This window comes from Sphingomonas sp. 35-24ZXX (assembly GCF_000786215.1).
Lineage (GTDB): Bacteria > Pseudomonadota > Alphaproteobacteria > Sphingomonadales > Sphingomonadaceae > Blastomonas.
Map to the genome: position 1 here is coordinate 252,093 of NZ_JROG01000008.1, position 14,556 is coordinate 266,648.

Here is a 14,556-nt window from a genome sequence, read left to right on the forward strand (position 1 = left end):
TCGCTCATTGGCGGTGTTTTCCGCTTCGGTGATTACTCGGTGATTGCTGGGTGATTGCTGAGCGAGAGCCTGGAGGACCCGAAATGGCGAGTGGAAAGATCACCAAAAGGTCAGTGGATGCGTGGATTGCGCAGAAGTTCGAAGGCTTCGTTTGGGACGACGGCATCAAAGGTTTTGGCGCCAAGTTCTCGAAGAGCGGAGCTGTCGTGTATGTGCTGCAGTTCAGAATGGGGGGGCGGGAGTCCAGCACGCGACGCTATACGATCGGAAGTCACGGATCTCCGTGGACACCGACCACCGCGCGAGACGAAGCGCAGCGTCTGCTTATCCTGATTGCTCAGGGGACCGATCCTGCGGAGGCTGACAGGCAGCGTCGCCGCGAAGCCGTTGACCTGGCATTTGATAACTATGCGCTTCGGTTTGAGCGGTCGGTCGTTAAGTTCGGCTGGAAAGACCAGGTGGCCCGGTCTTTGAGGCTGCATGTTACACCGGTACTCGGGAAACGTCCGCTGCCCAAGATCAAGCGATCTGATATCGTCGCTGTATTTGATCGCATGCCTCAGACACAGGTTGCAAACAGGCGCAATGTCTTTGCCGTATTGCGGAGGTTGTTTCGCTGGGCTGTCAGCAGAGGCGACATCGATCGTAGCCCGATGGAGGGCATGGAGACGCCGCCAGCAGTAAGACCAAGGGACAGATGGTTGTCTGACGACGAGGTCGGTCGAATCTGGCGCCAGACCTATCACACCCATCCATGCTTTGGCCCGATTGTGCGGCTGCTGATTGTCACCGGGCAGCGTCGTGAGGAAGTTGCGTCGCTAGCGTGGGAAGAACTCGATCAGTCCGAATTGATCTGGACGTTGCCGGGCGTTCGATCAAAGAACGGAGAGCCGAATGTGATTCCGCTCAATGCTCTCGCCGTTGCCGTGCTCAACGACGTTGCTGGCTCCGCCGTCTGGCCGCGCCGCGGGAAGGTTTTTGCTACGTCATCTGGAGCCGGCTTTACGGCGTATCACAAAGGCAAATTGAAACTTGATCGCCTGGTGGCTGAAGATGGTGGTGAACCCTTGCAACCCTGGCGTCTGCACGATCTGCGCCGCACGCTCGCGACCGGCTTTCAGCGACTAGGCGTCCGGTTTGAAGTGACCGAAGCGGTTCTGAACCATGTGGGGGGGTCACGAGCTGGAGTGGCCGGTGTGTACCAGCGGCATGACTGGAAGCAGGAAAAACGCGAGGCGATGAATATGTGGAGTGACCATGTCGCGAGCATCTTGGTCCGCTCAGATTGAGTCTGTCAGGTGGTACTGTCGCAGATGAAGTTCTGTCGAAGGCTTTCGGTCGCCGTTGCCAAGTTCACTGCGGTTACGACGGGGGGACTGCCATCGGTCGAAAGGAATGAGCCGTCTGGAACCAGCACAAGAATGCAAAATCCATGACCTGCAAGCAGGCCTTGCCGCGAGTTTCCGCTGAGATAGCCATACCCAACCGACCTAGACGCACATTGGATCAGGCGGGTGTTGCAGAAAAAGAGCTGAAGTCACATGGGGTAAGCCTGTCGTTCAACGGAGTCGAAAGTGTGGGCATGAGTGAGCAGACGCTGGCCGCAATCATTTTGGCGGCAGGCCAGGGCACACGGATGCAGTCCGATCTGCACAAGGTGCTACACCCTGTTGCCGGGCTGCCGATGCTGCATCATCTGCTGGAAAGCCTGACGGCGGCGGGGGCCGCACGCCAGGTCGTCGTTGTGGGAGCCCGGCGCGAGCAGGTGGAGGCATCGGTTGCCCCGCGCGGTGTCGAAATCGCGCATCAGGCCGAACAGCTGGGCACCGCCCATGCGGCGCTGCAGGCCAAGGCCGCGCTTGCCGATTTTGACGGTATTGCGATCATCTGCTTCGGCGATACGCCGTTCCTCAAACCCGAAACCATTTCGAAGCTCAAGCAACGGCTGCTGGCCGGGGATGCACCACGTGTCGCGGTGCTCGGCTTCGTTCCGGAAGACGCCAAAGCCTATGGCCGGATCATCGCCGATGACAGCGGCAACATTGCCAAGATGGTCGAATTCAAGGATGCCAGCGCCGAGGAGCGCGCCGTCAGGCTGTGCAATTCGGGCGTCACCGCGGTGCGGACTTCTGACCTCTGGCCGCTGCTCGAGCGCGTGGGCAATGATAACGCCGCAGGTGAATATTATCTGCCCGACATCGTCATGCTGGCGCTGGCAGATGGCGACCGTGCGGTGGTGGTCGAAACCGATCCCGACGAACTGATCGGCATCAACAGCCGCGCCGAACTCGCCGAGGCCGAGAGCATCTGGCAGGCCCGCCGCCGCGCGCAGGCGATGGCGGAAGGCGCCACGCTGATTGCACCGGACACGGTATGGTTTGCACATGACACCGTGATCGGCCGCGATGTGGTGATCGAGCCCAATGTGGTGTTTGGGCCCGGGGTGACCATTGCCGCCAGTGCCGTCATCCACGCCTTCAGCCACATTGAGGGGGCAACCATCGCCAGCGGTTGCTCGGTCGGTCCATTCGCTCGGCTACGCCCTGGTGCAGAAATGCAGACCGGATCGAAGGTCGGCAATTTTGTCGAAGTGAAGAATGCGGTGCTGGGAGCGGGCGCCAAAGCCAGCCACCTGACATATCTTGGCGATGCGATCGTGGGGGCAAATGCCAATATCGGCGCAGGTACCATCACCTGCAATTACGATGGCTATTTCAAATATCAGACCGTTATCGGTGAAAATGCCTTTATAGGATCAAACAGTGCTTTGATCGCGCCGGTCAATATCGGCCGCGATGCGATTGTGGCAGCGGGCAGTGCGGTTTCCCGCGATGTTGCCGATGGCGAGCTCCGCCTTGTCCGCGCCGAACAGGCTACCAAGCCGGGTTGGGCAGACCGCTTCCACCACACCATGAGCAATAAGACATCCAACAGTGACTGATTGAGATCGGGTGTGAAGGCTGTATCCGTCCCACGAGCGTCACTTTCTGCTGTTTCGCTTGCAGGGCGCTACAACCAAGAGCGCGACCATAATTCCAGTGCAACGAGCGAACCGATGATCGGGTGATCGTCTTTCCACAGGAGGTGTTCTGAGGTGAGCATCCCTGCAACAGCGTCAGGCGATATCAGTCCCTTGCTGGCCAGGACGCCATCAAGAAGCAGAGGACGCAGGCTGGTCAGATGCGTCGCGATAACCCGGTTATAAAAGCCTGATGCCTCCCCTTTGCCGCGTCTATTGCGAATTTCCGGAGGCAGCAGATGACCAAACACGTCCCTAGCCAGCCCACGCTCGCGCCGATCAGGCACCAATTGCCATGATGGAATCGCCAAACACGCTTCGACGAGTGGTTGCGACAGCAGTGGATGGACAAGCCGCCTACTCCGGCTCGTGCTGGTGGCTCGATGGAAAAGCTGGCAATTGGCGAGCATTGCGATCTGCATGCGCTTTCCAGCGGGCAGATGGCTTGCACCGCGCGTCCATGGATGCACCAATGGATCATCCTGCCATGCCAGACGGCTGACAGGCCCGGCGAGCGCGGTGGACATGGATCTCCGTTCGAGCGCCGGTTCTGCGCGCCACAAACTCTGCATGACTCCCCAGATCGAGCTGTTGGTCGCTGCGGCGTTCGAATTCACCAGATCGAAGAATGAAAGGTTGGGGCCGTGCCTGTGCAGGTAATCGGCTGCGATCAGCGGGGAATGAGGCTGAAAGAATAGGGCATCGCCGCCCTGCCCGCTGCAAATGCATGTTGCGTTGAAGGCGTCTGCCATTTGCGATGACAAGCCATCGGCTAGCAGATCCAGGCCGTAGACGGCCGGCTCTACGGTCTGAGGCGTATCCAGCAGTTGGAGATAATCAAGCTCAGTGGGTGATACGCGGGTCTCGATCAACCCGAAACTCCACATGTTGGCAACCGCCCTGGCATAGCTCCGTTCATCGCCGCCCGGAGAGTCCGGGGCAATGTTGAGCGCCTGCAGATAGGGTTGCTCGGGTGAGCTCGCTACAAGGCCAGCGACAATCGAGGAATCGAGGCCGCCCGACAGTTCCAGCGTGACCCTGTCATGATTGCAAAGCCAGTGATCCATGCAGTAGCTCGCGATTCCGGGCAGATCGTGGCCGTCGCTGTTTTCAGTGCCCTGCGCAAATCGCTCGGGTGACCATATGACAGTTCGTTCGACACCACGCGGACCCATGCACTCTAGTGTTCCAGGCACCACGATATCCACCTGATGCAAGGCGCTGAACGCTGCCGACATCTCGGTCTGCCTGACCAGCTGTGACAGACGGTGCCAGTCGATTGCGGGCTGCGCATCCAGACATTCGATAAGTCCTGGATGAACCTGGTCGGTGACGACCACCAGTGGATCACAATGCCAGGCATAAAGCCTTTGGGCTCCCGAAGGGTCGCGCAGCCAGGCTGCCTCGTCCGTATGGGCGCTTGCGCAGATCATGGCATACCGGCCCCACAGGGCATGCGTGATCGCTCGGGCGGCGTCCATCGGGTCCTCGGCAACCAGGGGTTGAACGACACTGCGCAAAGTCCTGCCGCTCGCAGGAAAGGCATCACCGATCAGCACCACGCTCTTGTCATCTGACAACAGGATCGGGGCGTCGCGCTGAACCAGCACGATAGCCCGGTTGATCGACAATACCGTGCAAAGCTCCGGAATCTTCTCGACAAGACGTGCCGCCATTTCGTTCATCGCCGAAAGCGCAGCAACGCCGGGTCGCTTTGCGACGAGCGCGCACAGAACAGGGGAGTCAGAAGCGGGCAATGACTGTAAACCAGCTGCAATGATCTGGACTGTCGTTCAGCACATAGGTGTCCCACTCAACCCAGCAGTGCGCCTCAAACGGGTGTGTACGAACCCCGAACACCAGCTCCGACCTGATTCCCAGCTGCGCGAGAAGCCGGGTCAGGAGCATCGATTGGATCAGGCAGCGCCCAGTTCCGGGGACAAGGCAGCGCAGCCGAGTGAACTGCGCCACGATCACTGCCATCGTCTCGGGAGATGGCGCAAATGCTGCGACCGGTGCTTGCCGCAGGAGAGACCCGACATCTTTTCTGCGTCCATAGGAGGCCAATGTCTTGGCTAGCGCCAGCAGGAAAGGGAGCGCCAGCCCCAGCCGGCATTCTCCTGCCTCGGCCGCCTGGTCTGGAAGAGCAGCGGGACGGCACCCGGTATCTGGCTGCCAGCACGCGGTGCCATCCAAGAGAAGACCGCTTTCCAGCAGTTCGGCAAGGACCGGATCGAAGTGATCAAAGGGATCTTCGGACAAGGCGGACAGAATCGGAGCGGCGCTGTCGCGTGCGACGGCGAGATACGCGTCATGACGCAAATCGAATACGACAAGGTCGCCATCAACATTGGCAAGCCTGACATGAGGCGGGGGCGCTAAGGGCATGGCAGATCAAGCGGGGCGACCCGAAAGTCGCCCCGCCCAGGGTCACATGTAGGAAAGAATCGGCAGGAATTCTTCCTGCTGCCCGGCTGTCACGATCGCCTTGGTATCACGCCGGATACTGCCGAGACGGATCAGCTTGGAACGTGTTTCTTGCTTCATTGTAGCCTCCTTGGTTGGATCACCGCCTATGCGGCAGTCTCATGAGACGTCAGGAGGGCGCACTACTCAAAGCATATTCAGAATATATTGTCTGGGCCTTGCGAAAGCCTGCTTGCTGTCGCTGCGATATCCAGGACGGAGTTGATCCGGCGCGCATAAAAGCGACGTAAGTTGTCGGCACAGAAGCGGCGGTTGCCGGTCTGGAGCCAATCGCGCAAGGTGCCCTGGGCCGCGTCAAACTCGCTGAAAAGCGTGATTTCAGCATGCATGATCCTGGCCAGTTGGTCATCCAGATAGCATGCGACGTGCTGCAATGCGGTGTTCGGGGTCAGGAACGCGATCACGCGCAGCAGTTCACCAGCGCCGCGATATTCCTGGCCGGCAGCATGCTCTGGCCAATCGAGCTTGAAATTCCTGCAAGCTGACAAGGCGAGCATGGACGCGAGTGAATAGAGATGCTGAAGAACGATGGGATCGATCGGGGGAACAAAATACCCGATGGCAGGGCGATCAATCAGCAATCCCTGGCCGGCAAGTCTGGAGAGCGCTTCGCGAACTGGCGTGGCACTGATCCTGAGCTGCCCCACAAGGGCTGCGGCCTGGATTCTCGTTCCGGGCGGGAAGCGGCCAGTTCGCAGGCTTTGATACAGGGCTCCATAGGCCTTTTCGAAGGCTTGATTCTTTTCCAGCAAATTGCATCTCCGTTCAGACAGAGGGAACAGGCCGGACATTGTGTATGAGAGGAACCCGAATGGCCCTATCGATCATCAAAATTCTGCTGACACTTGATGCCATAAGCTGCGATGTGAATAGGTTGGCGCTAGGAAATGCGCACTTTTCACCCCAGTCTTGTGCTTTCTCGGGATAAACTGCCGGTCTTGCTCCAGAAATTTGCGAATTATTTGTGACTTTGCAAAAATCGCCGGAAAAGATACCATAGATGCTTGACTTCAATGGCCGGTCAACCGGCTCGTCATGCGAGGCGGGTGCGCACATGGCTGACAAAGCAACAGAGGGATCCTCCGACAACGCTCTCATCGCAGCGGCCCTCCGACGCATCCGGAAATCTCGCAGAATGAGAAGCTCCGAGGTCGCGCGTGCCATGGACATGCCCTTGAGATCCTATGAGCATTTCGAGGCGGGTCAGGGCAAGGTGACGTATGAACGGCTTGTGCGTTTTGCCGAGGCGACAAACTGTGATCCGGTAGCCCTGCTGGCTGTCATGGCGATGGGATCGCCCGAGTTTGCAGAGCGCTGTGCAGATAACAAGCTGATGCAGATCTTCATGATCGCCTTGAGCGAACTCAATGAGGATCTGGGCGAAGATATTGTCTATCTTGAATCGGGCGCGATCATTGGCGGCATCACGCGGCTGTGTCGTGATCTTGCCGAACATGTCCGCAAGCGTGACACGTTTGCGGAAAACTGGCTGGAAGCTCATGCGCCCAGGCTCAATCGGCCATCTACGGTGCATCTCCCGCAATTGAAGCCGCGCACGTCCCGGTAAGCAGTTGTTAGCAGTGCGGGTCTTTTCCTGGTTCTGAGTCAACGATGCGCGGGCAATCCCTGCTCAGCTTGCGCCCAAAACCGTTACGACGTGGCGCAAGGTTCCACTGGAAGACCCATTACCCTAGCGGCACGCCGGAGCCCTCGTTTGCCTGCAATCTTGACAATCGCACCATGTGATGCGTATATCCGCTTCAGGAGAAACGGCTATGGCAAGCTCGGTCACAAGGCTCAAGCCCGTTCCAGGAGCGGTGGGGCTGCAGACCTTTTCGGATGACGGAGACCGCAGGCGGCTGACCAGCGCCGCGGTCAAGGCCGTTTTGCGGCTCGTCGATGCCTGGGGTGGCAGCAATGCCGAGGGTGCGGCGCTGCTAGGCGTGTCCGAGAGCACCTGGGACCGGATCAAGGCCGGCAAATGGGACGGCACCTTGAACCAGGACCAGCTGACCCGAGCTTCCGCGCTGATCGGCGTGTTCAAGGGCCTGCACCTGTTGTTTGCCGATGGTATGGCCGACCGCTGGCCGCGACAGCCCAACCGGGCGCCGGTATTCGGCGCGATGTCGCCGGTGGAAGCGATGATTCAAGGCGGCATTCCCCGCATGCTTGAGACCCGGCAGTATATCGACGCACTGCGTGGCGGGCTCTGAGCCGGCTTTCGCGCTGCCGCTGGTGCGGGAGGCATTCCCCCGCACGATCAGGCTTGTGGCCAGTGCGCGGCTGCGTGAACCTGTGCTCGCGCCCCTTGCGGACAATCCCGACGAACTGGCGCTGCTCGCGGAGATCGAAGGCGCTACAAGCGGGCGGTTGGTTGCCGAGGAACGAGGGCTTGGTGCACTGAGCCCGGCAGAACTGGTTCATGGCGTGCCGCATGCCCGCTTCATCAATGCCAGCTTCGCCTATGCCAAACCGCGTGAACCGATGCGCTTCAGCCCTGCGGACCGCGGCGCCTGGTACGCGGCACTGGCGGTTGAAACCTGCATAGCCGAGGTTGGGCATCACCTGACCAAGGCGCTCGATGATGCAGGCGATTTCAACGCGGTGGTCGAATATGGCGAGATGCTGGCGAGCATGGCAGGCGTGTTCGTCGACCTGCGCGGGGCAGCGGATCATCCCGCACTCGTTGCCAATCCCGCGATCGGTTATGCCGCTGGCAATGTGCTGGCCGCGCAGGCCCGCTCCGAGGGGCATAATGGTATCATTTACCCCTCGGTCCGTCATGCGGGGGGGACCTGCATCGCTGCGCTCTGGCCCAATGTCGTGCAGTCGGTGGTCCAAGGTGCCATGGTTCGGCTGATCTGGTCGGGCACATCGGACTATGCTTGGGAACTGATCTAGCATTGTGCGCGAGGCTGTTGGTATTTCAAATCCCATTTGCCGAACAGATTGAGCCCTGCGCGTCACCAGCTGGTTGCCTCGCCTTGGGCAACAGGATTCGCACCGATAGCCGTAATGGCAGTATCAACAGGTTGAAGAACAGGTCCTACATGTTTGCGCATGGCATCCTGCAGGCCGAGTCACGCCATTGGTAATGGTGATGCCGATGCCGCCGTTCTGGCAATTCTGTTGGCTCTGCCCTCTTTCGGCACGAATGACCACGTCTGGAGACCATCAGCCTCGTTGAACCAGCCTGGGGTCCTCCTGTGCCAGTCGCGCTGATCTGTCCTCCATCGGCTAGCTTCAGCTTGCCGTGAGCCACCGACAAAGCGCGCGCACGACGCTCGGTGGCTTGCGGCGAGCGACGTCCAGGGCTCGGCCATTGGTCAGACCGTTTCGGACGATGGCGCGAGCCGGCAGCATTTCCTAGCGATCAAAACCCTGCGCCTTGCAGGGCTCGCCCTCGCAACCGGTGCTCGCTTGCGTCATCAGCGTTTGCGAAAGCCATGTCCGGATATGCTCCCACATCGCGCGAATATTGGCTGGACTGCGTACGGCATGGCCTTCACCCCAGAACCGGATCATCGAAACGTCTGCACCTGCTCGGTACAGCCCGGAAAACATTCTCTCGGCACTGAACACCGGCACGGGGTCGAGATCGCCATGGATCAGCAGAACAGGAGACTGGATGCGATCCAGCGCGTGATAGGGGCTGTTGCGCACGTAGCGCTGATGATCCTGCCATGGCGGCGAGAGCAGGCTGGCCTGGCCAAGCTCGGTCCACCCAAAAGCAGGGCCGACGGGAAAGCCCTGTTCGAGATCGATGCTGTCGTAAGGAAGCAAGGGTCCATGCTGAAGTGTCAGGTCCGGAATCGATGCGCTTGCAATGATGGCACGAAACCGGTTGGTCCGGCTTGCCACCAGAAGGGCGCAATAACCGCCAAAGCTGTGTCCGTAGATTGCCATGCGTCCGCCATCGATCCGGTCTGTGGCGATAGCCTGGTCGGCCGCATCTTCGATCTGCTGGACAAGATCCTGCGCAGGTTCGTTCAATGTCCGGTCATGGCGAAGGCTGGGCAAAAGCACGGCATAGCCCAGGCTCAGCATCAAGAGCGGGTTGACCGCGCCTGAGACCATGTCTGGGGCGAGGGGCGGCGGTGTGTCTTTAGCAAAGACAGCTCCGGGATAAGGCATGATCACCAGCGGCAGCCTGGTTTGCGTGGGTGTGCCTTGCGGCAGCAGAAGCCAGTCGATCAATCCGGCATGCCGGGACGGAACCGCGATCACCGTCGGACTGTCCCGCTGTTCGAGATGGGTGTTGATGCTATCGAGCGATTCTGGTTCTGCACCATCGCCTATCAGCCATAGCTGGCTCATGCCCTTGCGGGTTCGCGATATGGCCAACCCACGGCCGCTTCGGGGAGACAATGCCACCAGTCGTCTGGTGTCGGGGGGAAGCGGTGCAGAGAGCCAGCGATCCTGGAGCAGCACCGTCGCAGACATTGCGCCTGCCGCATGCCTGACCTGAAAAGATCGGGTTTGATCAGGGACAAAGGGCCGGTACCGCGCGGTTATGCCGACATCAAACGTCTCGTCAAAGGGCTGGTCGAGGCGGACCTCGCCTTCAACGACCCTGACAGGTGCCCGGTCGGGAGACATGCGCCAGATCCCGTCCGGACAGGGGGCCAGCAGGTCCTGCCCGTCAGTGGCAAACTGCAAGGCCTGGCAGGGAGCGCGCTCGAGAATGGAAGGCTTGTCGCTGAGGGCGAGCCAGCGGGCTTTGTTGCTGCTGTGGTCCTTTGTCAGCATGTGTGCGGCCTGACCGTGCCACCCTGCGCGGACGATGTGTGCGCCACTGTCGTTTTCGGGGAGCCATGGCTCCTGCGTCGTGTCGGTCAGCACCCTGTTCTCGCCGGTTCGGGTATCGAATGCCATCAGCCTCCCGGTCTTCGACGGCTCGTCTTTGCGACGAGCATAGTACAGGAGTGCGCGCCCCTTGTCGGGCCATGCCAGCAGGCCCGGCTGGACATCGCAGTCCTCGCATGGCGACGTCGATTGCCCGTTCCGTGTCGAGACAATCCGAAGCTGGTGGCGCCGGGGCCGCGCATTAGGCGAGACAGGCAAATCCACCTGGGGGCGGGCATCGTCGCTTTCCTCAAGCACTGCGATCCATTGGCCATCTCCGGACAGGTTCATATCGGCAATGGCCCCAGCCGTCACAGGCCGGTTGGCAAGCGACCTGATGTCGATCTCGACAAGCACGTGCCTCGGACGCCTGGCAGCATCCGTGATCTGCCGGCTCGATGTTACTGACATGCCCGCGAGCCTGCCGGACGCCGTCCGTTCCCATCTCTGGGGCAACTCGCGCTGAAGCCGGCTGCCTGAATCCAGGGGATAGGGCAGATGTGCTGCGTCTGAGGTCAGGACGAGCAGATGGTCGTTGTCCCGCCATAAGGGCAGGGGATTGAGCAATGCCGTGACCGGTGTGATATCCAGCCAGCGTACCGATCCGTTGCCGATGCTCACGATCCCCAGTGCGATATTGTCGCGCTCGAGCCTGAACACCGTAAGGTGGCTACCATCCGGAGACAGGTTGCCAGCCCAATAGCCTGCATTGCCTGTCTGCGCGAACAGCGGTCGCGGCGCACCTCGGTTGACGAGATCCACCAGCATGATCTCGCCCAGCATCCGCTTGCTGAATGCATCGAAGTGATAAGCGGCAGCCTGGTCGTAACGCCGGTACCGCTCGATGATCGCCCATTTGCCGTCGGGGGACATGATCGCCTTGCCGTAACTCTCGACCGACAACATGTCGTCGATCGCGTATTGCCCGGCGAACCCCGGGCTTGCGATGCACAGGCACAGCGCTGCAATCCATGAACCACGCATGGGACGTCCTTTGTCGCAAAAGGGGGAGGGAGATTCAGGGGCGAGGGTGTGTCACCACTGCTTCTTCACCTGGACGGCGACAAAACGGCCCAGGATATCGGCATTGGCCGGGTCGTAGGCAAAGCCGAGCGACCGATCGACAAATGGCGGGTCGCGATCGAACAGATTCTGGATCGTCACTGCGGCGCTGAGCCCGCGCCGCCAGCCGGTGGCGTTGGCAGGTGCAAGACGGAACTGGACGTCGAAACTGGTCCAGGCATCGATCGACCTGAACGGAACACTGATGTTGTCGGTATAGCCACCCACATGATTTGCGGCGAGGTTGACGCCAAGATCACGCCAGGACCAGTCCGCCGTCGCTCGCAGCCTGAAGTCGACAGGATTGCCGAGCGTTCCGACCCGCTCGATCAGCGGCGAGACGGGCGTGATCTGATCCTTGAAGTCGATCAGGACCGACGCGTTCGCGCTGAAGGAGAGCCGGTGTTCACCGACTGACAGACGATATCTGGCTGCCAGATCCACGCCTCTGACATCTACCCGCGCCGAGTTGACGAACCTTGCGTCGACAATGGCACTGAACACGGCAGGGTTGAGCGTTGGCTGGATCGTCGAATTGGGGTTTGCGATCAGCGCTGCCACGCGGGCCCGGTCATCGGGATTGTTCACAGGATCGATGAAGGTGACGAACGGCGCGAAGATCGGATTGGTCAAAGCCTGGAGAATGTTCTCGTTGGCAGGCTGTCCGATACGATTGCTGAAGCGGGTCTGGAAATAGGTGGTCTCGAGGGAGAAGCCTGGCCAGTCTGGTGGTGCAATGGTCGCACCCATCGTCAGCGATCTGGCGGTCTCGGGCTCCAGATCCGCATTTCCGCCGCCCAGCGAGATGACCTGCCGGTTGCCGCCGCCCAGCGCAGGCAACTGCGTGTTCGAAATGCGGAAACCATCGCGCACCTCGAACAGCGCGGGCGCCCGGAACGAACTGCCGGCACTGGCGCGGAGCGTGAGGCCGGCTACAGGCTGCCAGGCAAGGCCAATCTTGGGGTTGATCGTGGTCCCGAAATCGGAATAGCGCTCGGCCCTGACCGCTGCCGACAGATCAAGGCGCTCGACACCCGCAACGGCATTGTCTGCGCCGACCAGCGGGGCGGCCACCTCTGCAAAGGCCGCCAGGACCGTCCGGTCTGCATCGATGGGGACAACCGAGGTCGGTGTGCGTCCCGACAGGAAGCTGACCGTGTCGCGCGAAAAATCCTCGCTGCGCGCCTGCACCCCGACCGCGAGCTTGATGGCACCGCCTGGGCCATCAAACAGTGTCCCGTCTGCAATCAGGCTGCCATTGAGGAGCCCGCTGCTGAAGCGTTCGTCGATGAAACCCGAACCGATGAAGTCGAGCACCGCACGGTTGTTGCTGCGTCCCTCGCCAAACGGATTGAAAAATCCGTCCCGTGCTGTGCTGAAGGGGGTCAGCGGGTCGTCCGGTGTTGCGCCGAGCGCTTCGTTGAGCGCGGTTGCATTGAGGATGTTGTCGTTGCGGCGCTGGTCGGTCTGGCGTGCGGCCGAAACGAAGCCGTCTACCTGCCAGTCACCCCCCAGATCTGCGCGAAGGCCAGCCGTCACCGACCAGGCCTCGACCTTGCCGCGTGCCTGCAAGGGCCCCAGGTCGCGATCGAACAGATAGGCGATGTTGGTCACTGCACTGCCGTTCGGCGACACGAAAAAGGGATTGGCCCGGGTGACGGACATCACGGTGACCGATGGCTGCGCAAGATGCTCAAAACGGCGGTGGGCATACCTGCCCTCGGCATAGGCAATGATGCCATCGCCAAGCTGTTGCTCGCCGGTTACGTAGAGGCTGTGCCGTGTCTGTCTGGGCAGCAGGTCCACCTGTTCGCGGGGGCTCGACAGATTTTGACCAGGCACGAAGTCCTGTGGACGCAGCGCGGTCCCATCCTGGCCGGACGGAATGGCGAAGGCTGGAACAAACGTCCGGCGCACCGGATCGAGGGCAACGACGGTTCCGGGAGACGAGAAGAACAGGCGGTAGTCATTGCCGCCCAGCGGCCGCAGGTCTGCCGAGCGGGTATAGTCCCGCGATGACGAGCTCAGAGCTTCGCGCCGCTGGAACTCGTAGGCAGCCAGGACATGGCCGGTTTTCCAACGGGTTCCGATCAGCTGGCCGAGCTGCACATCCTGGCTTGCGCCCTGTGTCACGCTGCCCAGTCTGTAGCGCGTCTCGGCACCTTCATAGTTGCGGCGGAGCAAAAGGTTGACGACTCCGCCGACTGCATCGGATCCATAAAGTGCCGATGCGCCATCGGGCATCACCTCGATGCGTTCAACCGCGGCCAGCGGGATGGTCGACAGATCGGTGAAATCACCGCGCCCGCCCGATCCCGCGACCCGTCGCCCGTTGACCAGCGTCAGTGTGGCATCCGAACCCAGTCCGCGCAGGTTCACGCTGGATCCCAGGCCCAGATTGTTGATGGTCCGGTCGCTGCCGGTCAGGCTGGTGTCCTCGTTGGCAGTGCCACCGAAGTTCTGGGGCAGCAGTGCGAGAGCTTCTGCGACAGTCCCGGTTCCGCTTCTCTCGATATCCTCGGCGGTCAGTTCGATGAGCGGGGAGACCGCGACGCCCGATGCGCGGATATTGCTGCCTGTGACGATGATCGGAGCCTCGTCCAGCGGCTCACGATCACGGGGAAGCGGGGGCGGGGTCTTTGCGGCCATGGCGGGTACGGAACGTTGCCTTGCACGTTCGACGGGTCCGGTTGTCCTGGGCTTCGTCTGCGCCATCAGCACGATGACGTTGCGGCCCCGCTTGCGGATCGCAATGGGCTGGCCTGCCAGGAGGATCCGAAGGGCATCGTCGGCATCCATCCGACCCTTGAGCGCCGGCGCCTTGCGGGCGGTGACAAGCGAGGAAGGATAAAGCAGCTGGCGACCTGTCAGGGCGATGTATTGGCGCAGCGATTGGTCAAGCGAGCCTGCTGCAATGTCAAACTGGTGGATCTGTGTCCCGGTCTGGGCGGATGCCGGCTGGACCGGTGCCAGTGCCAAAATGCTGGATGTCGCGAGCATCGCGCCCGCGATCATGGGAAACTGTGAATGCAGTCTGTTGCGATTGGTCATGTCCCTTGGCCTCCCTCGTTGTTGCTTTCGGGAGGGCGCCGGTTGTTCTGTGCGCCTCTCCTGCGAGCCTTCAACGATGCGAGCGGGGGGTC

Annotated in this window: 10 protein-coding genes; 5 read left to right on the forward strand and 5 right to left on the reverse strand. The window is 60.9% G+C overall.

The annotated features are described in order from the left end of the window. Window positions 1-83: 83 nt before the first annotated feature. On the forward strand, window positions 84-1,289 hold the full coding sequence (locus tag LI72_RS15855; protein ID WP_033926884.1) for a tyrosine-type recombinase/integrase: 1,206 nt from the start codon (window positions 84-86) through the stop codon (window positions 1,287-1,289). A 293-nt stretch (window positions 1,290-1,582) separates the two neighbouring features. Next, window positions 1,583-2,941, forward strand: a complete 1,359-nt coding sequence (glmU, locus tag LI72_RS15860) for a bifunctional UDP-N-acetylglucosamine diphosphorylase/glucosamine-1-phosphate N-acetyltransferase GlmU (protein ID WP_033926885.1) — start codon at window positions 1,583-1,585, stop codon at window positions 2,939-2,941. A gap of 68 nt (window positions 2,942-3,009) precedes the next feature. Here glmU and LI72_RS15865 read toward each other — a convergent pair whose 3' ends face one another. The 3 genes from LI72_RS15865 to LI72_RS15875 all read right to left on the reverse strand — a co-directional run bounded on the left by LI72_RS15865 (window position 3,010) and on the right by LI72_RS15875 (window position 6,297). Beyond that, complete coding sequence (locus LI72_RS15865; protein WP_033926886.1) at window positions 3,010-4,704, reverse strand: asparagine synthase-related protein; 1,695 nt, start codon at window positions 4,702-4,704, stop codon at window positions 3,010-3,012. Between the two features lie 58 nt (window positions 4,705-4,762). Next, window positions 4,763-5,407: a lasso peptide biosynthesis B2 protein gene (locus LI72_RS19170; RefSeq protein ID WP_052130006.1), complete on the reverse strand. Its 645-nt coding sequence runs from the start codon at window positions 5,405-5,407 to the stop codon at window positions 4,763-4,765. Window positions 5,408-5,643: 236 nt separating this feature from the next. After that, entirely contained in the window at window positions 5,644-6,297 is a 654-nt protein-coding gene (locus LI72_RS15875) for a GntR family transcriptional regulator (protein WP_081985105.1), read from the reverse strand. 263 nt (window positions 6,298-6,560) lie between these two features. Between LI72_RS15875 and LI72_RS15880 the strand changes: the two genes are divergently transcribed. From LI72_RS15880 to LI72_RS15890, 3 genes are all read left to right on the forward strand, one after another. After that, window positions 6,561-7,073: a helix-turn-helix domain-containing protein gene (locus tag LI72_RS15880; protein WP_156139655.1), complete on the forward strand. Its 513-nt coding sequence runs from the start codon at window positions 6,561-6,563 to the stop codon at window positions 7,071-7,073. A gap of 208 nt (window positions 7,074-7,281) precedes the next feature. Continuing rightward, window positions 7,282-7,719 (forward strand): antitoxin Xre-like helix-turn-helix domain-containing protein, encoded by a 438-nt coding sequence (locus LI72_RS15885; protein WP_052130010.1) that lies wholly within the window; start codon window positions 7,282-7,284, stop codon window positions 7,717-7,719. Next, window positions 7,706-8,407, forward strand: coding sequence for an RES family NAD+ phosphorylase (locus tag LI72_RS15890; protein ID WP_052130012.1), 702 nt, complete (start codon window positions 7,706-7,708; stop codon window positions 8,405-8,407). Before LI72_RS15885 ends, LI72_RS15890 begins: the two co-directional genes overlap by 14 nt. A gap of 465 nt (window positions 8,408-8,872) precedes the next feature. On the opposite strand, the gene LI72_RS15895 is transcribed toward LI72_RS15890, so the two are convergent. Together LI72_RS15895 and LI72_RS15900 are read right to left on the reverse strand one after the other, a co-directional pair. Beyond that, window positions 8,873-11,335, reverse strand: a complete 2,463-nt coding sequence (locus LI72_RS15895) for an alpha/beta hydrolase family protein (protein ID WP_033926888.1) — start codon at window positions 11,333-11,335, stop codon at window positions 8,873-8,875. 51 nt (window positions 11,336-11,386) lie between these two features. Beyond that, window positions 11,387-14,464: a TonB-dependent receptor gene (locus LI72_RS15900; RefSeq protein WP_081985108.1), complete on the reverse strand. Its 3,078-nt coding sequence runs from the start codon at window positions 14,462-14,464 to the stop codon at window positions 11,387-11,389. Between the last annotated feature and the right edge of the window lie 92 nt (window positions 14,465-14,556).

Coding starts and splice junctions, on each gene's coding strand:
- LI72_RS15855 (WP_033926884.1), top strand. CDS start 84: ATGGCGAGTGGAAAGATCACCAAAAGGTCAGTGGATGCGTGGATTGCG.
- glmU (WP_033926885.1), top strand. CDS start 1,583: ATGAGTGAGCAGACGCTGGCCGCAATCATTTTGGCGGCAGGCCAGGGC.
- LI72_RS15865 (WP_033926886.1), bottom strand. CDS start 4,704: ATGAACGAAATGGCGGCACGTCTTGTCGAGAAGATTCCGGAGCTTTGC.
- LI72_RS19170 (WP_052130006.1), bottom strand. CDS start 5,407: ATGCCCTTAGCGCCCCCGCCTCATGTCAGGCTTGCCAATGTTGATGGC.
- LI72_RS15875 (WP_081985105.1), bottom strand. CDS start 6,297: ATGTCCGGCCTGTTCCCTCTGTCTGAACGGAGATGCAATTTGCTGGAA.
- LI72_RS15880 (WP_156139655.1), top strand. CDS start 6,561: ATGGCTGACAAAGCAACAGAGGGATCCTCCGACAACGCTCTCATCGCA.
- LI72_RS15885 (WP_052130010.1), top strand. CDS start 7,282: ATGGCAAGCTCGGTCACAAGGCTCAAGCCCGTTCCAGGAGCGGTGGGG.
- LI72_RS15895 (WP_033926888.1), bottom strand. CDS start 11,335: ATGCGTGGTTCATGGATTGCAGCGCTGTGCCTGTGCATCGCAAGCCCG.
- LI72_RS15900 (WP_081985108.1), bottom strand. CDS start 14,464: ATGACCAATCGCAACAGACTGCATTCACAGTTTCCCATGATCGCGGGC.